This window comes from Monashia sp. HAY1-5C, from assembly GCF_056755255.1.
In genome coordinates, this window is sequence record NZ_JBPGXG010000078.1 from 1 (window position 1) to 21,655 (window position 21,655).

The window sequence follows — 21,655 nt, forward strand, 5'->3', positions numbered from 1 at the left end:
TCCGTCGTCGGCAGCGTCAGATGTGTATAAGAGACAGGGCCCTGTGGGGCCACCCGCGTTCGCCGTGTTCAGTGCGTGGGGCGCCTGACGCCTCAGTCGTCCTCGGGCCCGACTGCCAGGGGCAGGACGACCCGGAAGGTGGCGCCCCCACCTGGCGTCTCGACGACCTCGAGCGACCCGCCGTGCGAGCGGACGATCTGGGTCACGAGGGCCAGGCCCAGCCCGAACCGGCGGCCCGCACCGTCCTCGGCCGCAGCGCGGGCGAAGCGGCGCGTCAGCACCTGCAGGTCGGCCGGGTCCACGCCCGGCCCGTGGTCCACGACGTCGAGCCGGACGCGCGACCCCTCGTCCGTCGCGACCTGCACCTCGACGGCGGCACCGCCGGTCGAGTGCGCCACGGCGTTGTCGACCAGCGCCAGGACGGCCCGGCGCAAGCTGGAGGTCACGCCGTCGACGACGACCGGTCGCCGCGTCGCCGAGTCGGGCCAGGACAGCGCCACCCCGGCCGCGGCCGCGTACGGCTCCAGGGAACGCCCGACCTGCTCGGCCACGTGCACGACGTTCACCGGTTCGCGGCTCGCGTCACCGGCGTCGAGCTGGGCCGACAGCAGGAGGTCGGACACGACGTCGCTCATGACCTTCGTGTCCTCGACGAGCTGGTCGACCTCGGTCCGGAGGTCGTCGCGTCCCTGCGCCCGCAGGTGGCGACGCAACAGCTGCGCGCGGATGCTGATGACGCTCAGTGGGGTCCGCAGCTCGTGGCTCGCGTCGGCGACGAACTGGCGCTGCAGCTCGAGCGCGTCGGCCAGGGGCCGCACGGCCCTGCGGCCTGCCAGCCACCCGGTCAGCGCGGAGAGCCCGACACCGAGCAGCCCGGCGACGCCCATCGCGACGAGGAGGCTGCGTTCCTGCGACGCATGGACGCGGATGTCGTACACCGCTGCGTACGTGTGGTTCTCGCGCTGCACGGCGGCCGCGGGCCAGTCGCGACCGTCGGCCTCGACGGGGACCGCGAACGGCCGTTGCGGGCCCGTCACCTGCGCTCTCACCCCGGCAGAGCGCAACGCCGCGGCTGCCGCCTGCTCCACGGCCGGCGGCATTCCCGTCGTCGACCTCGTCCCCTGGGAGGTCAGCTCGACGAGCCAGATGCCCGGTGGGGAGTCGACGACGTCGTCGACCGTCGCGGCCGATGCGTCGACCTGGCGACGGATCTCGGTGGCCTGCTGCCGGTCGAAGAGGAGCCCGGCGCCGAGGATGGCCAGCAGCACGACGAGCGCCGTCGCGGACCCGACCCGGACCGCGATCGACCGCGCGGCCCGCCCGACCGGGTCCGGCTGGGCGCCGGACGGTCGCGCCGGCCGCTCCTCGGCGCCCCGGCTCACGAGCGCCCCAGCCGGTAGCCGACACCGTGGACGGTCTCGACGACCCGCTTGCCCAGCTTGCGACGCAGGTAGTGGACGTAGGTGTCGACGGCGCCGAGGGTGTCGGCGCGGTCGAAGGCCCGGTCGAGCAGCTCCTCCCGGGTGAAGACGCGGGTCGGCCGGCGAGCGAGCACCTCGAGCAGCGCCGCCTCACGCCGCGACAGCACGACGTCGTCCCGGTCGCCGACGACCCGCTGCTCGCCGACGACCAGACGCCGCGACCCCACCGCCAGCTCCGCGGCCCCGCCGCCGCGCGGGCGCAGCAGCGCCCGGAGCCGGGCAAGGAGCTCCTCGACGTCGAACGGCTTGACGACGTAGTCCTGCGCGCCGGCGTCGAGCCCCTCGACCCGGTCGGCCACGGTGCCGCGGGCCGTGAGGAAGAGGATCGGTACGGCCAGGCCCTTCGTCCGCAGGCGCGAGACGAGGTCGACCCCCTCGATGCCGGGCAGGCCGCGGTCGACGACGAGGACGTCCCACTCCCCCACCAGGCCCTGGTGCAGCCCCGCCTGCCCGTCGCGGACGGGCGTGACCGCGTAGCCCTCCTCGGTCAGCAGCTGCTCGAGCATCGTCGACAGGTCGGCATCGTCCTCGACGAGCAACAGCCGCGGCCGGCGGTCCGGGGGCTTCGGCGCACGCCCGGTGGACGCGCCCCCCGTCAGGTCGTCGGACATGCGCCCCACCATCGCCTCCCCGTCTCATAACTTTCTGAGATCCGCTGCCGACGATCGACGGCGTGAGCACCACGATGACACCCCGCCGCCCGGTCCACCGGCGTCCCGACCACGGAGTCCGCAGTGCCCTGCGCAGCGGCGTCGAGTTCCGACGCTGGCGACACCGTGTCGCCGACCTGCTCGAAGCCCTGGCCGTGGGCACGCTCATGCTCGTCGTCGCGCAGTTCCTCGCCGGCGGCGGCAGCCACGACCTGCTGACCGGCGACGCCGGCTCCCGCCTCACGGCGGTCGGGCGCCTCACCGGCCTCGTCGCGATGGACCTGCTGCTCGTCCAGCTCGTCCTCGCCGCCCGCGTGCCGTGGGTCGACCGCGTCTACGGGATGGACCGCGCGCTCAAGGCGCACCGCATCCTCGGCCGGGTCACCGTCCCGCTCGTGCTCGTCCACGTGGGCACGATCGTCGTCGGCTCGGCCTTCGGTGACGCACGCACCGGCGTCGTCGGCTGGATGCGCGAGCTGCTCTCCCTCGTCCTCGGTGACGGCGACCTGCTCCTCGCCGCGCTCGCCACCGTCGCCCTCGTCGCGATCGCCGTGACCTCGGTCCAGATCGCCCGTCGGCGCATCGGCTACGAGGCGTGGCACGTCGTGCACCTCACGGCCTACGCCGCGGTGGTCCTCTCGGTCCCGCACGAGCTGTCGCTCGGGTCCGACCTCACCGCGTCGGCGTGGAGCCGCGCCTACTGGTGGACGCTGTGGGTCGTCGTCGCGGCGAGCGTCCTCTGGTGGCGGCTCCTGCTCCCGATCGCGCGCAGCGCCCGCCACGGCCTGCGGGTCGCCGAGGTCGTCGAGGAGTCCGAGGGCGTGTGGTCGGTCGTCATGCGCGGCCGCCACCTCGACCGGCTCCAGGTGCGCGCCGGGCAGTTCTTCAACTGGCGGTTCGTGACACCACGGCTGCTCCCGGCCGCGCATCCCTGGTCGCTGTCGTCGGCGCCCGACGGCCGCAGCCTGCGCATCACCGTGCGCGGACTCGGCGACCACTCGTCGGCGATCGCCGACCTCGAGCCCGACACGTTCGTCCTCGTCGAGGGCCCCTACGGCGCCTTCACGACGCAGGCCCGCGTGCGGCGCAAGGTCCTCCTCCTCGCGGCGGGCATCGGCGTCACCCCGGTGCGCGCCCTCCTCGAGGAGCTCGTGACGCAACGCCAGGCCCTGCCCGGTGACGTCACCGTCGTCTACCGCGCGAACGACGCGAGCCAGCTTCCCCTGCACGCCGAGCTCGAGGCGCTCGTCGAGCTCGCCGACCACCACCTCGAGACGCTCGTCGGTCCCCCGGTTGCCGGGTCCGTGCTGCCCGAGGGTGTCGGCGGCGCAGGCTCGGACGCCGAGCGCCTGGCTCGCCTCGTCCCCGACCTCGCCCGGCACGAGGTGTACCTCTGTGGGCCGCCGCAGTGGATGTTGCTCGCGCACCAGGCGGTCCGCCGCGCCGGCGTCCCCGGCCCCCACGTCCACGACGAGAGGTTCGGCTGGTGAGGAAGACGACATCGCTCATCGTCGGCGTCGCGAGCGCCACGGCCATCGGAGCGTCCTGGGCCGCCGGCCTGGCGCCGAAGCACGACGCCGTGGGAGGCGTCACGATGTCCGCGCCACCCGCGCCACCCGCGTCGACGAGCCGCTCGACGGGTGACGCGTCCGGCGGCTCGGGTGCCGCCCGAACGTCCGGCGCGCCGCGGGCCAACACGAGGAGCGCACCGAAGGGCGCGTCGAAGAGCGTCGGCACGAGCACGTCGAAGCCGTCCGCCCCGCGTCCACGCACCGTCGACGGCGGGGTCGCGAGCACCCAGTACGGCAACGTGCAGGTCGCCATCACCGTCACCGGCTCACGGATCACCGACGTCACGGCGCTGCACCTCACCGACAGCTCGGGACACTCGGCGCGGATCAGTGCCTACGCGGCCCCGATTCTGCGCCGGGAGGCCCTCACCGCTCAGTCCGCCCAGATCGACATGGTCAGCGGTGCGACCTACACGAGCGAGGCCTACCGGCAGAGCCTGCAGTCGGCCATCGACGCCGCGCACCTCTGAGTGTCCGTCGCACGTTCCTGCAACGCCTGGCCCGAACCGCCCCTGCCTGTCGGCGCGATCTGCCATGATGCGCGCGCACTCACTACTCACAGGGGCTCCACATGTTTCGTCGCCGTCCTCTCGCGACGGCCCTGACGCTGGCGCTCGTCGCGCCCGTCTCGGCCCTCACGGCGTCCGCCGCCACCGCGGCTCCCACCCGCTCGACGACACCCTCGCCGACCGCCTCGGTGACCACTTCGATGACCCTTCCCGCCGCTGCGCCCGCGGCGGCACCCACCGCGTCGTCGATCGGGGCCAAGCGGCTCCCACGCCCGGCGACCGCCAAGGGACCGCACCGCGCGCACGACGCGCACACCGTGCTGGTCCGGTTCAGGAACACGGCCTCGACGGCCTCACGCCAGCGGGCGGTCCAGCGCCGCGGCGGCAGCCTCGGACGCGCCCTGCCGGGCACCGGCTTCGTCACCGTGCACGCCGCGGGCGCCGCCGACGAGCTGGCCAGCCGGCTGACCACCGACCCGTCGGTGGCCGAGGTGACCCTCGACTACGTCCGCGAGGCATCGGCCACGCCCAACGACCCGGGCTACACGTACGGCGACCAGGAGTACCTCAAGACCGTGCGGATGCCCGGTGCGTGGGACCGCTCGAAGGGCTCGCTCAACACGCTGGTCGCCGTCGTCGACACCGGCGTCAACGGCAGGCACCCGGACCTCACCGGCCGCACCGTCGCCGGCTACAACGCCATCACGAACGTCGGCATCGCAGCCGGTGCGGCGAGCGACGACAAGGGCCACGGCACCATGGTCGCGGGCATCATCGCCGCGGAGACGAACAACGGCGAGGGCATCGCCGGCGTCGCCTGGAACGCCCGCGTCATGCCCGTCAAGGTGCTGAACTCCCTCGGCCAGGGCACCGACTCCGACATCGTCGAGGGCATCGGCTGGGCCGTCGCCCACGGCGCCCGCATCATCAACCTGTCGCTCGGCGGGGACGAGGACAGCCCGGTCCTGCACGACGCCGTCCGCAGCGCCGTCGCCAAGGGCGCGGTCGTCGTGGCCGCTGCGGGAAACTACGGCGACGGCGTGCCGCAGTACCCGGCCGCCTACCCCGAGGTCGTGGCCGTCGCGGCCACGGACGGCGCCGGCGCGCTCACCGACTTCAGCACGTACGGCTCGTGGGTCGACGTCGCGGCCCCCGGGTGGGGCATCGTCTCGACCGGCCGGCCCGACTCCGCCGGCAACCTCTACTACATCGGTGACGGCACGTCGTTCTCGGCGCCGATCGTCTCCGGTGTCGTCGCGCTGCTCCGGACGAAGACGCCGTCCATGACGCCGGCACAGGTGCTGGCGCGGCTCAGGGCGACCGCCCGCGACGCCGGCCCCCGCGGCTTCGACCCGTACTACGGGGCGGGCATCCTCGATGCCACCAACGCCCTCGGCGGCGGGTACGCCGCCGACCTCGCCCTCCCGGCGGCGGGGGCCAACGAGCCGAACGACGTGCCGTCGCGGGCGACGCCGGTGCAGCTCGGTGACACCTGGACGCCGAGCGCCACCGCGACCATCGGGATCGAGGGCGACGTCGACTGGTACCGGTTCGACTCGCCGAGCCCGCAGTCGATGACCGTCACCGTGACGCCCGCCGCCTACGACGGCACCTACCCCCAGAACCTCGATGCGACGATCCGCGTGCTCGATCCCCAGCTGCGCCTCATCGGGGACGTCGACAACCAGCCGCCGGGCGGCTCGGAGTCCGTCTCCCTCGAGACGGGCTCGGGCACGTACTACGTTGCGGTCGCCAACCTCAACGGTGCCCGTGACGCGCGCCCGTACACCATGACGGTGGAGAACACCGGCCGTGGCGTCTTCGACCCGCCCGCCACCAAGAACCTGGACAGCTGGCAGTCCGTGAAGAACACGGCGGTCGCCGACGTCACCGGCGACGGCCGTGCCGACATCGTCGCGACGATCGGCGACACCGGCTACGAGCGAGCCGGTGACCTCTACGTCATCCCCGTCGACACCGCGGGCTCGCCCGGCACACCCGTGCCGCACCTGACGAGCCAGCGGTCGATCCCGCGCGGCCTCGCCGTCGGGGACGTCGACCACGACGGCGACACCGACGTCGTCGTCGCCACCGACCTCGGCGTGCAGCTCCTGCGCCAGGACGCCGGCGTGTTGACCCCCGCCCAGCTCATCCCCGGCACGGAGGGCAGCTCCCTCGTGGCAGCGACCGATCTCGACGCTGACGGCCGGCTCGACATCGTGGTGGCCATCGCCTCCCCCGCAGGGGACACGCGAACGGTCCAGGTCCGGGCTCTGCTCCAGCTGCCGGACAGCAGCTGGGCGGCCACCGACATCGCGGGGCCGCAGGAGTGGCGCGCGACCTTCGACCTCGCGGTGGGCAACGTCGACGCCGACCCCCGGCCGGACGTCGTGACGCTCCACGGCGGCACGGTCACCGTCAACCACAACGGTGGTGCGTCCTGGTCGGCGACGAGCACGGTGCTCGACAACCTGGACACCGGCCAGGGCCTGGAGCTGCTCGACGCGACGCGCGACGGACGGCTGGACATCGAGGTGAGCTCGACGCACATGACGCCTCGGGTCGACGTGCTGGTCCAAGCCCCCGACGGCACCCTGGGCGCGCCGGTCGCCGTGCCGACGGGCAGCAACCCGAACGACCTGACCTCCGGGGACATCGACGGTGACGGCGTGAAGGACCTCGTCGTCCTCCATGACGGCACGCCCTCCGTGTCGGTCCTGCCGCAGTCGGGATCCGGCTTCGCCCAGCCCATCGTCACGACGACCCCGTACATCTACGACCGGGGCGTCGGCGAGCTGTCCACCGGCGACCTCGACGGTGACGGCAAGGTCGACGTGGTCCTGCCCTCCGACTACGGCATCACCCTGCTCCGCAACGCATACGGCATCACGCCGGGCCACGAGCAGGACTGGGTGCGCAGTGCCTGGCCGGCCGACTTCGGCAGCGGGCTGCCGGTCACGACGGCGCCGACGGTGACGTTCGCGCGTGATGTCGTGACCTCGACGGTCACTGCCTCGACCGTTCGGCTCGTCAACGGCCGCACCGGCACCGCCGTCCCCGCGACGGTCACGTACGACGCGGTCAGGCGCACCGCCACGGTCAAGCCGTCGACGAGGCTCTACGACTGGGCGCCCTACCGGCTCCTGGTCTCCGGCGTGAAGGACACGTCGGGCGCGTCGATGACCACGGCGTACACGAGCACCTTCCGAACCACGGACCTCGCGCCACCGGCCGTCGGCTCGTTCAGGGCGACCGGTGCACTGCGCGCGGCGACCCTGACGTGGACCGCCCCGTACGCGAACGACCTCGACCGGTTCGTCGTGCGGATGGCCGCGGGCTCCACGCCGCCGTCCAGCGTCGCGGCCGGGACGAGCGCCTACTCCGGCACGGGCACGAAGGCCACGGTCCCGCTCGCCCAGGGCACGACGTACAGCTTCCGCATCTGGGCCAAGGACCGCACCGGTCACTACAGCCCGTCCTCGTGGGGACGGCTCGTCGGCACCGCGGAGTCGATCACCTCGAACGTCACCTCGGTCACCCGGGGCTACCCGGTCACCGTGAGCGGCAGGCTCGTCCGCAAGGACACCGGCGGTCCTGTCGCCGGCGCGACGCTCCAGCTGTACTGGCGCCGGGTGGGCACGTCGACGTGGACCCTCACGGCGACGCGCACGTCCAGCTCCACCGGCACGTTCGCCTACGCGCACAAGCCGAGCGCGTCGGTGGACTACATGTGGGTCTACCGCGGGTCCACGGCCCTCGTCGGCTCGAGCAGCGCGCTGCGCCGGGTCACCGTGCGCTGACGCCCGGGCCGCCCGGGCGTCGTCACCGCAGGTCTCTCAGGCCCAGCGGTAGCGACGCTCGGGGCGACCCGTGGCGCCGTAGCGCAGCGATACCTCGGCCTTCCCGCTCGAGGCGAAGTACTCGAGGTAGCGACGTGCGCTGACGCGGGAGATCCCCACGGCCTCAGCGCATTCCGTGGCCGACAACGTGTCGACTGCCTCTCGCAGAGCGGCCGCTACCGCGTCGGCGGTCTCGGCGCTGAGTCCCTTGGGCAGGGGTGCCGACGGACGCGTCCCGCCCGGTCCCGACACGAACGCCGCGTCGATCTGCGCCTGGGTCAGCTCGTCGTCGGCGAGGCGGCGCTCCCGCTCCGCCGCGTACGCCTGGAGCCGCTGCTCGAGGTCGGGGAACGCGAACGGCTTGAGCAGGTACCCCACGACGCCCTCGCGCACGGCCCGGCGCACCGCGTCGGCCTCCTTGGCCGCGGTGATGACGAGGACGTCGCAGGTGGCGCCCGCGGTGCGCATCCTCGTCACGAGGTCGAGGCCGAACGCGTCGGGCAGGTAGAGGTCGAGCAGCACGAGGTCGGGCGCGAGCTCGAGGACGAGGTCGAGGGCCTCGTCACCCGAGCGCGCCGTGCCGACGACCTCGAACCCCTCGACCCGCTCGACGAAGCCGCGGTGGATGCGCGCCACCATGAAGTCGTCGTCGACGACGAGCACGCTGATCATCGCTTCTCCTCGCCCTGCACGGCCCCGGCCTCGACGGTGAGGCGGGCCACGAACCGGGCCCCGTCGGGCGTGTTCTCGACGTCGACCTCGCCGCCCCGACGCTGGCAGATCAGACGCGTCAGCGCCAGACCGATGCCGCGCTCGCCGGCCTGCGCCGCCTTCGTCGTGAACCCGTGCGTGAACACCTCGGTGACCACCTCGGGTGCGACGCCGGGCCCCGAGTCGACGACGCTGACCTCGACGGCCGACGCGTCCTGGCGGATCGTCAGCTCGACCCAGCGGTCCGGCCCGGCGGCGGTGGCGGCGGCGTCGATGGCGTTGTCGACGAGGTTGCCGACGACGGCGGACACGTCGGCCGAGTCGCGCTGCGCGAGCCGGCCGAGCGAGGTCTCCTCGGACACCCGCAGCTCGACGCGGCGCTCGGTGGCCTGGGCCGCCTTGGCCATGAGCAGCGCCGCGATGGCGGTGTCCCGCACACGCCGCGACACGGCGACGTCGAGCTCGGCCCGGTGCTCGCTCACGGAGTCGACGAAGCCGACGACCTCCTCGTACTCGCCGAGCTGGATGAGCCCGGAGATGGTGTGCAGCTGGTTGGCGAACTCGTGCGCCTGTGCCCGCAGCAGCTCGGTGGTGCTGCGGAACGACCCGAGCTCGCGCTCGAGGTCGGCCAGCTCCGTGCGGTCGCGCAGCGTCGTCACCGACCCGAGCGGCCGCCCGTCCTTGCTCACCTCCATGCGGTTCATGACGAGGACGCGGCCGCGCCGCAGCACCACCTGGTCGCGCGGGGCGACGGCGTCGGTTCCACCGTCGGTGTGCGTGCCGGTGCCGGACGCGTCCGCGTCGGGGACGCCCCGCAGCACGTCCCGCAGGCGCGGTCCGATCGGCAGATCGTCGAGGCGCATCCCGACGACGTGCTCCGGCAGGTCGAGCAGACGCTGGGCGACGTTGTTCACCAACGTGATCCGCTCGTTCGTGTCGAGCGCGACGACACCCTCGGCGAGGCCGAACAGCATCGCCTCGCGGCTCTCGGCCAGGCCGGTGATCTCGGCCGGCTCGAGCCCGAGCGTCTGCCTCTTGATCCGGCGCGCCAACAGCCACGAGCCGAGACCGCCGACGACCAGCGCGATCCCGAGGTAGGTGGGTAGGTAGGCCGACGCCCCCTGCAGCCGGTCGAGCGCCGACGGCATGTGCTCCGCGATCATGACCGTCCCCAGCTGCGTGCCGACCGGCAGCTGCGGCCCCTTGACCGACGGGTCGGGCACCGACAGCAACGGGCTCTGGGCCACGAGCATCCGTTCGCCGCCGAGCTCCATGACCCCGGTCCAGCTCGCACCGTTCGCCACCGCCGGCGAGCCGACCGGGAGGGGGGCCCGCTCGAGCGTCGGGTCCGAGGACACCCGCACCATCTCGTCGGCGTCGGCGACGCTCATCGACGTGACGTTGTACTGCGTCACGATGGACTGCACCAGCGTGGGCAGCACGGTGAGCACCCCACGCGGAGCCATCTCCGTCCGCACGATCGGCGTGCTCGCCAGCTGCTCGGCGATGGCCGACACCCGGCGACCCTCGGTGCGGGTGAACGTCGCCTCCGACTGGGACAGCGAGACGAGACCGACCGCCACGAGCACGCCAACCAGGATGAGCATCTGGACAGCGAGCAGCTGCCCCGTGAGGGTCAGCCGACCGAACCACCGGCCCGTGCTCTGCTTGACCACAACGAACTCAACCTTCATTGGTGACACAACGGCGACACCCGTCCGGGACGCGGGCACGATCATGCCGTTCCAGCCCAAGATCGCGAAAGAGATCTCAACGATGAGCACTCACCACACTGCCCGTCCCGGCAGCGCCGGCACCCGCAGCACCAGCAGCACCCGCAGCACCCGCCGCCGCGTCGGCGCCCTCGTCGCCCTCACCGCCGCCGGTGCCCTCGCCCTCTCGGCGTGCGGCGCCACCGCCAAGAAGGACGGCTCGTCCACCGGCGCCGCTGCCGGTCCCGCCTCGAGCCTGCAGATCATGGTTCCCAACAGCCCCGGCGGCGGCTACGACACGACCGCCCGCACCGTGGCCAAGGTCATGGAGAACGAGAAGATCACCAACTCGATCCAGGTCTTCAACCTGCCCGGCGCCGGCGGCACCGTCGGCCTCCAGCGCATCGTCAACGAGAAGGGCAACGGCAAGCTCGCCATGCAGATGGGCCTCGGCGTCGTCGGCGCGGCCTACACGCAGAAGTCGAAGGCGACCCTCGCCGACACCACGCCGATCGCCAAGCTCATCGAGGAGGCCGGCGCCATCGTCGTCTCCAAGGACTCGCCGTACAAGGACCTCAAGAGCCTGGTCGACGCGTGGAAGAAGGACCCGTCGAAGGTCAACGTCGGTGGCGGCTCCAGCCCGGGTGGCCCCGACCACCTGCTGCCGATGCAGCTGGCCAAGGCCGCCGGCATCGACCCGACCAAGGTGTCCTACATCTCCTACGACGGCGGTGGCGAGCTGCTTCCCGCGGTCCTCGGCAACAAGATCGCCTTCGGCGCCAGCGGCTTCGGCGAGTTCCTCGAGCAGGTCAAGTCCGGCTCCATCCGGGTCCTCGCGGTGACCAGCGACAAGCGCATCGACGCCCTCCCCGACGTGCCGACCGTCAAGGAGTCGGGCATCGACTTCACCTTCACCAACTGGCGTGGCATCGTCGCGCCGCCGGAGATCTCGGCCGCCGACAAGCAGGTCTGGGTCGACGCCCTGACGAAGATGCACGGCACCGACGCCTGGAAGAGCGAGCTCGAGAAGCGCGGCTGGACCGACGCGTTCGAGACCGGTGACCAGTTCGGCACCTTCCTCAAGGCGCAGGACAAGGACGTCGCCGACATCCTCACGGGCCTCGGGCTGACGAGCTGACGATGTCCGACACGACTTCCGACCGCACGGCCGCTCGGACCGGCGCGCAGGACGTCGAGAAGCAGGGCGGGGACCGCGCACAGTACGGAATGTGCGCGGCCCTCGCCGGCCTCGGCATCCTCCTGCTGGTCAACGCGGCCCAGCTCGCCCCGGTGGCGAGTACCAACGACTCGCTCGGCCCCAAGGTGGTCCCGACCGTCCTCGGTGTCCTCCTGCTCATCGTCTCCGCCGCGTACGCCGTCGACATCCACCGTGGTGGCGTCGGGGCGGCCGACGAGGGCGAGGACGTCGACCTCGGCGCCAAGGCCGACTGGAAGACCGTCGGCCTGCTCGTCGTCGTCTTCGGCGTGAGCGCCGCGCTCATGGACTCGCTCGGCTGGGTCATCGCCGGCACGCTCCTGTTCGCGGGGTCCGCCTTCGCGCTCGGCAACCGGCACCACGTCCGCGGTGTCCTCGTCGCGCTCGCGATCTCGCTCGCCACCTTCTACGCGTTTGCCATCGGGCTCGGGGTCAACCTGCCCGCAGGCATCCTCCAAGGAATCCTCTGATGGACAACCTCAACCACCTCATCGACGGCTTCGTCCACGTCCTGACGCCGCTGAACCTGCTGTTCGCGTTCATCGGCGTCGTCGTCGGCACCGCGGTCGGCGTGCTGCCCGGCATCGGCCCGGCCATGACGGTCGCCCTGCTGCTGCCGATCACCTTCACGCTCGACACGACCCAGGCCCTCATCATGTTCGCCGGCATCTTCTACGGCGGCATGTACGGCGGGTCGACGACCTCGATCCTGCTCAACACCCCCGGCGAGTCGTCCTCCGTGGTCACCGCCCTCGAGGGCAACAAGATGGCCAAGGTCGGACGGGCCGCCCAGGCGCTGGCGACGGCCGCCATCGGCTCCTTCGTCGCGGGCACCATCGCCACGGCCCTGCTCGTCCTCGTCATGCCGCAGGTCGTGGCCTTCGCGATCCAGCTCGGCTCGCCCGAGTACTTCGCCATCATCATGCTGGCGTTCGTCGGCGCCAGCATGGTGCTCGGCTCGTCCCGGCTCCGCGGCTTCGCGGCGCTGCTCGTCGGCCTGTCCATCGGCATCGTCGGCATCGACAAGGTGACCGGCCAGCAGCGGATGACCTTCGGCATCCCGCAGCTGGCCGACGGCATCGACATCGTCGTGGTCGCCGTCGGGCTCTTCGCCGTCGGCGAGGCGCTCTGGGTCGCCGCGCACCTGCGCCGCAAGGCCGGCGGCGTCATCCCCGTGGGCCAGCCGTGGATGGGTCGCGACGACTGGCGACGCTCGTGGAAGCCGTGGCTGCGCGGCACCGCCCTCGGCTTCCCCTTCGGCGCCATCCCCGCCGGTGGTGCCGAGGTCCCGACCTTCCTGTCCTATGTCGCCGAGCGCAAGCTGACCAAGCACCCCGAGGAGTTCGGCCACGGCGCCATCGAGGGCGTCGCCGGACCGGAGGCCGCCAACAACGCGTCCGCCGCCGGCACCCTGGTGCCGCTGCTCGCCATCGGCCTGCCGACCAACGCGACCGCCGCGATCATCCTCACCTTCCTGCAGGGCCGCGGTCTCGAGCCGGGCCCCCTGCTCATCGAGAAGCAGCCGGTCCTCGTCTGGACGCTCGTGGCGAGCCTCTTCGTCGGCAACACCCTGCTGCTGGCCCTCAACCTGCCCCTGGCGCCGCTGTGGGCCAAGCTGCTCCAGATCCCGAGGCCCTACCTCTACGCGGGCATCCTCTTCTTCGCGACGATGGGCGCGTGGGCGGTCAACGGCCAGGCCTTCGACCTCTACCTGCTCCTCGGCATCGGTCTGGTCGGCTTCGCGATCCGCCGCTTCGGCCTGCCGGTGCTGCCGCTCATCATCGGCGTCATCCTCGCCCCGATCGCCGAGCTGCACCTGCGACGCTCCCTGCAGCTGTCGCACGGCGCCGTCAGCGGCCTCCTCGGCGGCCCCGTCGCCTGGGTCTGCTACGGCATCATCGTGCTGGCCATCCTGTGGCCGCTCGTCGCGAAGGCCATCCGCGCCGCCCGTGGCGGCAAGGGCGGTCCGGGATCGGGCCTGCTGGCCGAGCTCCGTGAGGAGGCAGCGGTATGACCATCCTCGTCGGCTACATCCCGACCCCGCAGGGCGAGGCCGCGCTCGCGGCCGCCACCGCCGAGGCCCGCGCCCACGGCGACCGCGTCCTCGTCGTCAACATGTCCCGCGACGACAAGCTCGTCGACGCCCACCGCGCCGACGGCCGCGACCTCACCCGCCTCGACGCCGACCTCGCCGAGTCCGGTGTCGAGCACGAGGTGCGGCGCGTCGAGCACGGCACCGATCCCGCCGACGCGATCCTCGAGATCATCGACGAGGAGGCACCCCGGATGCTCGTCATCGGCATCCGGCACCGCTCGCCCGTCGGCAAGCTCCTGCTCGGCTCGACCGCCCAGCGGCTGCTGCTCGACGCGGCGTGCCCGGTGCTCGCCGTCAAGGCCGGCTGAGCCAGCCACGCCGATGCCCACCCGACCGACGTCGGGTGGGCATCGACGTTCCCACGGGTCGGTCGACCCGTGCCGCCCGGTCGTGCTTCACCACCAGCCCTGGCGGCGGGCCCAGCGCAGCAGCCACAGGCTGATCCCGACCATGACGGCGAGGACGAGGACCAGCTGCGGCACGTGCGTCTGGTCGTTGACGATGAGGTTCATGCCGTAGACGCTCGCGATCGCGGTGATCGGCAGCGTGATGGCGGCGATGACCGCCAGCCGCTCCATGGCGACGGTCATCTTCGTCGTGACGCGGGTCTGGTAGAGGTCGATGACGCCGACGAGGAAGCCCAGCTCGCCGTCGCCGAGGTTGCGGACGCGCTCGAACTGGTCGGCGAGGTCGCGGGCATGCCGCCGCGCGTCGGCGGGCACGAACCGGTCCAGCGACTGGATTCGGGCCTGGATGTCATGGCCCTGCGCGGCCATGGTGCGGGCCGTGCTCAGCTCGTGGCGTAGCAGGAAGAGCTGTTCGAGCAGGTCCTCGGGGCGACGGAAGTCCGGCGACATGACCTCCGCCTCCAGGGCCGGCAGCCGGGCCGCGACCTCGCGCACCGCTGCGCTCTGCCGCCGGGCGACGGCCGAGTTGATGACGTAGGCCAGCTCGAACGGGTTCTCGGGCGCGAGCCGTCCCGCCTCGATGCGGGCCCGGACCGACCGCGTCTCCACCGTGGCGTCCTCGGCGCTCAGGACGGGGTTGCGCGGTCCGTGCACGGTCACGAGGTACCGGTCCGCGATGAGCTCGTCGAGCTCGAGCACGTGGACGTGACCGCCCTGGCCCGTCAGCGGCGCGTGGAGGATGACGAAGAGCTGGTGCTCGTACGAGTGGACCGTCGGCACGAAGTTCCGTTCGGCACAGGCCTGCCGGACGAGGGCGTGGGCGCGCAGCGGTCCGGCCAGGAGGGCGTCGGCCTCGGGGTCGTAGTCGGGCACGTCGACCCAGACGAAGCCGTCGGCCCGGGCGAGCAGCGACTCGAGCTCGCCCGGTGGGTGGTCGGTGATCCCGTCGACACTGACGAACGACACCTGCATGGCCCCACTGTGGCACCGCCGGGCCGAGGCCGCAGTCGATGGCGCAGTCGATGGCGCAGTCGATCGCGCAGTCGATCGCGCCGGCGGGTCAGCCCCCGACGCAGGCGCCGGTCGCGACCTCGCGCTGGGCCGTGGACGCCGCGTCGAGGACCGGCTTTGCCTCGGCGAGGGTCAACGCGTAACCGGTCGAGTCGTCCTCGAGCGACTTGGCGAAGATGACGCCGACGACCCGGCCCCGGGTGTCGAGCAGCGGGCCGCCGGAGTTGCCCGGCTGCACGCTCGTGGCCAGCGAGTAGATCTCGCGGACGACGCGGTCCTGGGAGTAGATGTCGAACCCTCGCGCGTCGAGGACACCACGTACCCGGGCGGAGACGACGCGGTACGGCCCGTCGAGCGGGAAACCCGGGACGGCGGCCGAGTCACCACGGGCGATGTCGGTGCCGAGCTGGAGCGCCGGCAGGTCGAGGCCCTCCACCTCGAGCACCGCGAGGTCGCGCTCGGGGTCGAAGACGACGACGTGGGCCGTCAGCGTCCGCCCGTCGACCTCGACGCGCACCTCGGACGCCCCGGCGACGACGTGCGCGTTGGTGACGACCCGGTTGCCCTGCAGCACCCAGCCGGTGCCCTCCTGCCCGCGCTGGCACCGGTCGGACTGCGTCAGCACCTTGACAACGGAGCGCCCCGCGGCGCGGATCGCCTCCGACCGGGCGACCGACGCGTCGGGAGCCGGGACCGGCGTGATCGGCTCCGGCGCAAGGGAACCGAAGACCTGCGGGAAGCCCTGGCTCGACAGGAACCCGCGGAAGCCGCTGAAGACGCGTCCGGCGTCCTCGGGCACGATCGTGTTGACGACGCGCAGCACCCTCGACTCGGCCATGGCCCGCGCGAGCGCCGGGTTGCCCGCGGTGCGCATCGTGCCGCCGATGAACCACACGATGAGGCTCGCGGCGAGGAGCACGACGACGGCGCCGAGCGCCGAGTCGACGCGGCGGAACGGCGTCCGGCCGACCCGTTGGCGGATGCGGTTGCCGAGGAGGCTGCCGAGGAACTGCCCGAGCCAGCCGAACCCGACCACCCCCACGACGAGGGCGATGACGCGGCTGCGGGTGTTGCCGGCGACGGCGTCCCAGTGCGCGAGCAGGCCGGGCAGCTGCCACACGGCGACCGCCGCGAAGAGGAAGAACCCCACGAGCGAGGTGACGCTCTGGATGAGGCCCTGCCGGTAGCCGGAGACGGCGTAGGCCAGCAGGAGCACGCCGAGCGCGATGTCGAGCACGACGCTGCCGGTCATCCGCGGCCCCGCCCGACGTAGCGTTCCGGGAGGGGCCGGTGCACCGACGCGTCCCAGCGCTGCTCGAGGCCCGCGAGGTCGAGGACGCGGCCGAGCAGGCCGGCGGTGAAGCCCCAGAGGAGCAGCTCGTCGAGGCCGAAACCGGGTCCCACGTACCCGGACGGGTGCGTCACCGAGAAGCGGGTGGCCGGCGCGACGAGGTGGGAGACCGGCACCGACAGCACGTCGTGGACCTCGTTCGGGTCGCGGACCGACAGCGCGGACGGGCGGGCCCACCAGCCGAGGACCGGCGTGACGACGAAGCCCGAGAACGGGATGAACAGGGACGGCAGGGTGGCCACGACGTCGACGCCCGAGGGGTCGAGGCCGGTCTCCTCCTGCGCCTCGCGCAGTGCGGTGGCGACGTCGTCGGCGTCCTCGGGGTCGCGGGCGCCACCCGGGAAGGCGATCTGCGCGGGGTGCGAGCGCATGTCGTGGGACCGCTCGACGAGGACGACGTGCGCCTCCTCGTCGGAGGCTCCCCCGTCCGGGTCCGACGGGTCCGACGGGTCCGACGGGTCCGACGGGTCCGACGGGTCCGACGGGTCCGACGGGTCCGACGGACCGGACGCGCTCGAGGCGAGCGCCGCCGGCGGCGGGCCGAAGAGGATGAGGACGGCAGACTCGCGGCCGCCCTCGTCGGGTGGCACGAAGAGCGAGAAGTCCTCGGCGCGCGCGGTGCCGAGGCGGTCGGCCAGCCGGTCGAGCCACGACGGACGCGGCATCCCGCCCGGGGGCACCGGCGCCGGCTCGATCGTCCCGGTGCGGCCGGCGTACGCGATACCGCTCGCGACGTGCGTCACGCGTTCCCCTGCCCCGCCGCGGCCCGGACGTCCGGCCCGGCACCGTCCTGCTCGGCGGCCTGTGCGGCAGCGGCGGCGCGGGCCGCCTCCTCGAGGGCCTGCGGGGCGAGCTCGTACTTGAGCAGCTTCGCGGCCCTGTCGGGGTCGGTCTCGCCGACGCCGTAGCTGGGGCACCAGCGCGCCACCGGGCAGGCGCCGCAGGCGGGACGCTTGGCGTGGCACGTGCGCCGGCCGTGGAAGATGACGACGTGGCTGAGCATCGTCCAGTCCTTGCGCATGAAGAGGCGACCGATCTCGTGCTCGACCTTGACCGGGTCCTCCTCCTCGGTCCAGCCGAAGCGACGCACGAGCCGGCCGAAGTGCGTGTCGACGGTGATGCCCGGCACGTCGAACGCGTTGCCGAGCACGACGTTCGCCGTCTTGCGGCCGACGCCGGGCAACGTCACGAGGTCCTTGAGCCGGCCCGGGACCTCGCCGTCGAAGTTCTCGACGAGGGCGATGCCGAGCTTGATGAGGGCGTCGGCCTTGTTCCGGTAGAAGCCGGTGGGCTGGATGATCGTCTCGAGCTCGGTGCGGTCCGCGGCCGCGTAGTCGGCGGCGGTCCGGTACCTGTCGAAGACGATGGGGGTGACCTTGTTCACGCCGACGTCGGTGGTCTGCGCCGAGAGGATGGTCGCGACGAGCAGCTCGAGCGGCGTCGTGAAGTCGAGCTCGCAGTGCGCGTACGGATAGCGCTCGTGCAGCGCGCGGTACATCTTGCGGGCGCGGCGCGTGCGGGCGACGGGCGTCTCGTCGGAGGTCACGACGGCTCGGGGGGACACGGAGCACACTGTATGCCGCGGGACTGGGTCACGCCGCCCGCGTCGGGCGAGCGTCCGACCGCCGGACGGAGGACCTCCCCGGCCCGTCGACGCGCCGGTTCGACGCGCCTGTTCACCGCGCCGTCGACCGCGCGGCGGGGGCGAGGGCGACGTGGCACACTGACCCCGTGGATCTCGACGTGGTGAAGCGCGCGCCCCTGTTCAAGGCCCTCGACGACGAGGCGTCATCGGCCCTGCAGTCGCAGATGAGCCGGACGCACATGGAGCGCGGCGACGTGCTGTTCCACGAGGGCGACCGTGGCGACACGCTGTACGTCATCGCCGAGGGCAAGATCAAGCTCGGCCGCACGAGTCCCGACGGCCGCGAGAACCTCGTCGCGATCCTCGGACCGGGCGAGATGTTCGGCGAGCTCAGCCTCTTCGACCCCGGCCCGCGCACCATGACGGCCACCGCCGTCGCCGAGACGCAGCTGCTCGGCCTCGGCAACGACTCGCTCACCGGCCTGCTGTCCGGCCGACCCGAGGTGTCCAAGGCCCTGCTGGCCGCGCTCGCCCAGCGGCTGCGCCGCACCAACGCGCACCTGGCCGACCTCGTCTTCACCGATGTTCCCGGACGCGTCGCCAAGGCGCTGCTCGACCTCTCCGAGCGCTTCGGCCGGCCCGTCGAGGGCGGTGTCATGGTCAGCCACGACCTCACCCAGGAGGAGCTGGCCCAGCTCGTCGGCGCCTCCCGCGAGACCGTGAACAAGGCCCTCGCCGACTTCGCGACGCGCGGCTGGCTGCGCCTGGAGGCTCGCGCCGTCCTGCTGCAGGACGTCGAGCGCCTCAAGCGCCGCGCGCGCTGACCCTCGCTGACCCTTCCGCCGCCGCCCGCTCGCGTTTCGCGGAAGGACCGAGAGCGGAGCCGAGTCGCCCTCTCCCACTCAGCATTGCTCCTCGTGACGAACCACCTTGCCAAGCCGGTCTGCGCCGTGCGTCCTGCTCTCCCTCAGCGTTGCTCCTCGTGACGAGCCACCCGTGCCACGCCAGTCCGAGCGGCTCTGCCTGCCTCTCTCAGCCAGTCCGAGCGGCCCTTCCCTGTCGCTCCCTCAGCACTGCTCCGCCTGACGAGCCGGAGCTTGGCCGCCGAGGAAGTTTCGCGAGGCAGGGGCCACATGCAGCGGGGTCAACCGCCTCACACGGACCTGGCCCGTCACGTGGAGCAATGCTGAGCGACGGCGCCTGCCTATCCGCCGCGGCGAGCTGCAGGCGGTCGGCGGCGCGATCAGGACGCGAAGCGCCAGCCGTCCGGGCCGTTGACGACGGTCCGGTCCGCAGCAGAGGCCGACGCGATGACGAGCAGGGCGTTCGCCTCGTCGGTGTGCTCGACCCACAGCTCCGCAGCCTCGGCCTCCTTGCCGAAGGTGACGTGCCGTGACACCAGCCGCGCGCGTCGCACGTCGTCGTCGCCGGTGACGAACCAGACGGCGTCCGTGGCGGCGCGGGCCGCCTGCCACCGGGGCTCCGGCAGCAGCAGGTAGTTGCCCTCGGTGACGACGAGGCGCGCTGCCGGCGGCACGACCATCGCTGCCGCGACGGGCTGTTCGAGCGTGCGCTCGAAACCCGGGGCGTACACCCACGAGTCCGGTTCGGCGACGAGCCGACGGAGCAGGTGCGCGTACCCGTCGGCATCGAACGTGTCGGGAGCACCCTTGCGCGACAGGGCTCCCAGCCGCTCCAGCTGGACATCGGCGAGGTGGAAGCCGTCCATCGGCACGTGGGCGACGTAGTCGGGCCCCTTCGTCCGTCCCACCTCGGTGACGAGAGCCTCGGCGAGCGTCGACTTGCCGGCTCCCGGCGCCCCGGCGATGCCGAGCACGGCACGGCGTCGGTCGCCGACGAGCTGGACCGCCGCCATCGCGAGGTCCTCCACGCCACCTCCGCCCGGTGTCACGGGTGTTCGCGCAGGTACTCGAGCTGGGCCTGAACCGATAGCTCGGCCGCGGGCCAGACGCTGCGCGGCACGTCGGCGTAGACCGTCTCCACGACCTCGCGAGCCGTCGAGGCGCCGGCCGCGACCGCGGACCGGACCTGCTCGAGCCGCTCGGCGCGGTGCTGGAGGTAGAAGGTCACGGTCGCCGCCGCGTCCGGGACGAACGGCCCGTGCCCCGGCAGCAGGCTGGTCACCGCGCCGGACGCCGTGAGCCGCTGGAGGCGGTCGAGGGACTCGAGGTAGGACTCGAGGCTCCCGTCGGGCCACGCGACGACCGTCGTGCCGCGGCCGAGCACCGTGTCACCGGTCAGGAGGGCGGCATCGGCCGGCAGGACGAAGGAGAAGGAGTCGCGGGTGTGGCCGGGCGTCTCGACGGCGAGCACCTCGAGCCCGCCGACGCGGATCGTCTCACCGGGGCGGATGTCGTCGTGTCCACGGCCGAAGGCCCGGACCGGCGCACCGGTGAGGGCGTGGAAGCGGTCGGCGCTCTCGGCGTGGTCGTCGTGGCCGTGGGTCAGCAGCGTCAGGGCGACGCGTCGGCCGGAGTCGGCGACGTGCCGAAGGACGTTCTGCAGGTGGTCCTCGTCCAGCGGGCCGGGGTCGACGACGACGACCTCGTCGCCGTCCGGCTCGGCGAGGAGCCACGTGTTGGTGCCGTCGAGCGTCATCGGCGACGGGTTGGGGCACAGCACGCACTCGGCGCGCTCGCCGAACCGGCCGCCGACCCACGTCGGGTCGGCCTGGGAACCCTGCACGTCGGCCTCCTGCGTCTCGGGTGTCAGGTCTCGGGAGCCGTCACGCGCCGCCCGGCCGCGCCACCTCCCGGCACGGCAGCCGGATCGGCTTGCCGCTCAGACGCGCTCGACGACCTCCATCGCCGCGCCCCCGGGGGCGTCGACGACCTCCGGCACGACGAGCGGCGTCAGGTCGGCGTGCGCGACGAAGTCGGCGGCCGACGCGGCGTCGCGCACCTGCTCGAGGCACACGACGGTGGGCGGCAGCATGAGGGCGGTGCCGGCCTCGTACTGGCGCAGCAGGTCGGCGGGGCGCACCCACTCGGCGAGGTCGGCCTCGGTGGTGTCGCCGTCGGCGACCTGCGACGGCGGCATCAGCGCGGCGAAGAACCACGTGTCGTACCGTCGCGGCTCGAACTCCGGCGTCAGCCAGTGCGCCTTGGCCACGACGAGGTCCGAGCGCAGCACGAGCCCGTGCTCGACGAGGACCTCGCGCAGCGACACGGCACGGGACACGAGGTCGGCGCGGACGCCGCGCCACGCGGCGTCCCCGACCGGGGCGAGCGGCCCGCTCGCAGAGGGCGAGGCGAGCAGCACGCCGCACTCCTCGAAGAGCTCGCGCACCGCTGCGGCGACGTAGAGCTGGGCCTCGACCGGGCTGCAGCCGAGCCGCTCGCCCCACTCGAGCGGCGACGGACCGCTCCAGGGCAGGTCGCCCTCGCCGTCGCGGGGATCGACGCCGCCGCAGCGGTGCGCGAGCTCTTCGAGGAGTGCGGCGTGCTGCTCGCCTCGCCCCTGTCTCTTATACACATCTGACGCTGCCGACGACGGA

At 72.9% G+C, this 21,655-nt stretch carries 19 protein-coding genes; 8 read left to right on the top strand and 11 right to left on the bottom strand.

The window, feature by feature from the left end:
- Window positions 1-92 precede the first annotated feature (92 nt).
- Window positions 93-1,382, bottom strand: a complete 1,290-nt coding sequence (locus ACR9ZK_RS12925; RefSeq protein WP_481342333.1) for a sensor histidine kinase — start codon at window positions 1,380-1,382, stop codon at window positions 93-95.
- Complete coding sequence (locus ACR9ZK_RS12930; protein ID WP_481342334.1) at window positions 1,379-2,092, bottom strand: response regulator transcription factor; 714 nt, start codon at window positions 2,090-2,092, stop codon at window positions 1,379-1,381. Before ACR9ZK_RS12930 ends, ACR9ZK_RS12925 begins: the two co-directional genes overlap by 4 nt.
- 62 nt (window positions 2,093-2,154) lie before the next feature.
- Between ACR9ZK_RS12930 and ACR9ZK_RS12935 the strand changes: the two genes are divergently transcribed.
- The 3 genes from ACR9ZK_RS12935 to ACR9ZK_RS12945 all read left to right on the top strand — a co-directional run bounded on the left by ACR9ZK_RS12935 (window position 2,155) and on the right by ACR9ZK_RS12945 (window position 8,011).
- On the top strand, window positions 2,155-3,621 hold the full coding sequence (locus ACR9ZK_RS12935) for a ferredoxin reductase family protein (RefSeq protein ID WP_481342335.1): 1,467 nt from the start codon (window positions 2,155-2,157) through the stop codon (window positions 3,619-3,621).
- A complete protein-coding gene (locus ACR9ZK_RS12940; protein WP_481342336.1) occupies window positions 3,618-4,172 on the top strand; it encodes an FMN-binding protein in 555 nt (184 codons plus the stop codon). Before ACR9ZK_RS12935 ends, ACR9ZK_RS12940 begins: the two co-directional genes overlap by 4 nt.
- Before the next feature lie 101 nt (window positions 4,173-4,273).
- Window positions 4,274-8,011 carry a S8 family serine peptidase gene (locus tag ACR9ZK_RS12945; protein ID WP_481342337.1) on the top strand — a complete coding sequence of 1,246 codons (3,738 nt, stop codon included), beginning with the start codon at window positions 4,274-4,276 and terminating at the stop codon, window positions 8,009-8,011.
- Between the two features lie 36 nt (window positions 8,012-8,047).
- On the opposite strand, the gene ACR9ZK_RS12950 is transcribed toward ACR9ZK_RS12945, so the two are convergent.
- Both ACR9ZK_RS12950 and ACR9ZK_RS12955 read right to left on the bottom strand, forming a co-directional pair.
- Window positions 8,048-8,722: a response regulator gene (locus tag ACR9ZK_RS12950; protein WP_481342338.1), complete on the bottom strand. Its 675-nt coding sequence runs from the start codon at window positions 8,720-8,722 to the stop codon at window positions 8,048-8,050.
- Window positions 8,719-10,455, bottom strand: a complete 1,737-nt coding sequence (locus ACR9ZK_RS12955) for a sensor histidine kinase (protein WP_481342339.1) — start codon at window positions 10,453-10,455, stop codon at window positions 8,719-8,721. The genes ACR9ZK_RS12950 and ACR9ZK_RS12955 overlap by 4 nt, the downstream gene beginning before the upstream one ends.
- An 82-nt stretch (window positions 10,456-10,537) precedes the next feature.
- Between ACR9ZK_RS12955 and ACR9ZK_RS12960 the strand changes: the two genes are divergently transcribed.
- The 4 genes from ACR9ZK_RS12960 to ACR9ZK_RS12975 are packed head-to-tail and all read left to right on the top strand — an operon-like array spanning window position 10,538 to window position 14,092.
- Window positions 10,538-11,611 (top strand): Bug family tripartite tricarboxylate transporter substrate binding protein, encoded by a 1,074-nt coding sequence (locus tag ACR9ZK_RS12960; protein ID WP_481342340.1) that lies wholly within the window; start codon window positions 10,538-10,540, stop codon window positions 11,609-11,611.
- Between the two features lie 2 nt (window positions 11,612-11,613).
- Window positions 11,614-12,159, top strand: a complete 546-nt coding sequence (locus ACR9ZK_RS12965; protein ID WP_481342341.1) for a tripartite tricarboxylate transporter TctB family protein — start codon at window positions 11,614-11,616, stop codon at window positions 12,157-12,159.
- Window positions 12,159-13,703, top strand: coding sequence for a tripartite tricarboxylate transporter permease (locus tag ACR9ZK_RS12970; RefSeq protein WP_481342342.1), 1,545 nt, complete (start codon window positions 12,159-12,161; stop codon window positions 13,701-13,703). Before ACR9ZK_RS12965 ends, ACR9ZK_RS12970 begins: the two co-directional genes overlap by 1 nt.
- A complete protein-coding gene (locus tag ACR9ZK_RS12975; RefSeq protein ID WP_481342343.1) occupies window positions 13,700-14,092 on the top strand; it encodes a universal stress protein in 393 nt (130 codons plus the stop codon). The genes ACR9ZK_RS12970 and ACR9ZK_RS12975 overlap by 4 nt, the downstream gene beginning before the upstream one ends.
- 87 nt (window positions 14,093-14,179) lie before the next feature.
- Here the strand turns inward: ACR9ZK_RS12975 and ACR9ZK_RS12980 are convergent, their stop codons facing one another.
- The 4 genes from ACR9ZK_RS12980 to nth all read right to left on the bottom strand — a co-directional run bounded on the left by ACR9ZK_RS12980 (window position 14,180) and on the right by nth (window position 18,051).
- Window positions 14,180-15,163 carry a CorA family divalent cation transporter gene (locus ACR9ZK_RS12980; RefSeq protein ID WP_481342344.1) on the bottom strand — a complete coding sequence of 328 codons (984 nt, stop codon included), beginning with the start codon at window positions 15,161-15,163 and terminating at the stop codon, window positions 14,180-14,182.
- 88 nt (window positions 15,164-15,251) lie between these two features.
- Window positions 15,252-16,454 carry a MarP family serine protease gene (locus ACR9ZK_RS12985; RefSeq protein ID WP_481342345.1) on the bottom strand — a complete coding sequence of 401 codons (1,203 nt, stop codon included), beginning with the start codon at window positions 16,452-16,454 and terminating at the stop codon, window positions 15,252-15,254.
- The gene (locus ACR9ZK_RS12990) at window positions 16,451-17,296 is read right to left on the bottom strand and encodes an NUDIX hydrolase (protein WP_481342347.1); all 846 of its coding nucleotides are present in this window, start codon (window positions 17,294-17,296) and stop codon (window positions 16,451-16,453) included. Before ACR9ZK_RS12990 ends, ACR9ZK_RS12985 begins: the two co-directional genes overlap by 4 nt.
- Complete coding sequence (nth, locus tag ACR9ZK_RS12995) at window positions 17,293-18,051, bottom strand: endonuclease III (RefSeq protein WP_481342353.1); 759 nt, start codon at window positions 18,049-18,051, stop codon at window positions 17,293-17,295. Before nth ends, ACR9ZK_RS12990 begins: the two co-directional genes overlap by 4 nt.
- A gap of 233 nt (window positions 18,052-18,284) precedes the next feature.
- On the opposite strand from nth, the gene ACR9ZK_RS13000 reads away from it, so the two are divergent.
- Window positions 18,285-18,962 (top strand): Crp/Fnr family transcriptional regulator, encoded by a 678-nt coding sequence (locus ACR9ZK_RS13000; protein ID WP_481342348.1) that lies wholly within the window; start codon window positions 18,285-18,287, stop codon window positions 18,960-18,962.
- A 419-nt stretch (window positions 18,963-19,381) separates the two neighbouring features.
- Here ACR9ZK_RS13000 and ACR9ZK_RS13005 read toward each other — a convergent pair whose 3' ends face one another.
- The 3 genes from ACR9ZK_RS13005 to ACR9ZK_RS13015 all read right to left on the bottom strand — a co-directional run bounded on the left by ACR9ZK_RS13005 (window position 19,382) and on the right by ACR9ZK_RS13015 (window position 21,633).
- The gene (locus tag ACR9ZK_RS13005) at window positions 19,382-20,029 is read right to left on the bottom strand and encodes a nucleoside/nucleotide kinase family protein (protein ID WP_481342349.1); all 648 of its coding nucleotides are present in this window, start codon (window positions 20,027-20,029) and stop codon (window positions 19,382-19,384) included.
- Window positions 20,030-20,046: 17 nt separating this feature from the next.
- The gene (locus ACR9ZK_RS13010) at window positions 20,047-20,844 is read right to left on the bottom strand and encodes an MBL fold metallo-hydrolase (RefSeq protein ID WP_481342350.1); all 798 of its coding nucleotides are present in this window, start codon (window positions 20,842-20,844) and stop codon (window positions 20,047-20,049) included.
- A gap of 96 nt (window positions 20,845-20,940) precedes the next feature.
- Window positions 20,941-21,633 carry an NUDIX hydrolase gene (locus tag ACR9ZK_RS13015; protein WP_481342352.1) on the bottom strand — a complete coding sequence of 231 codons (693 nt, stop codon included), beginning with the start codon at window positions 21,631-21,633 and terminating at the stop codon, window positions 20,941-20,943.
- Window positions 21,634-21,655 lie beyond the last annotated feature (22 nt).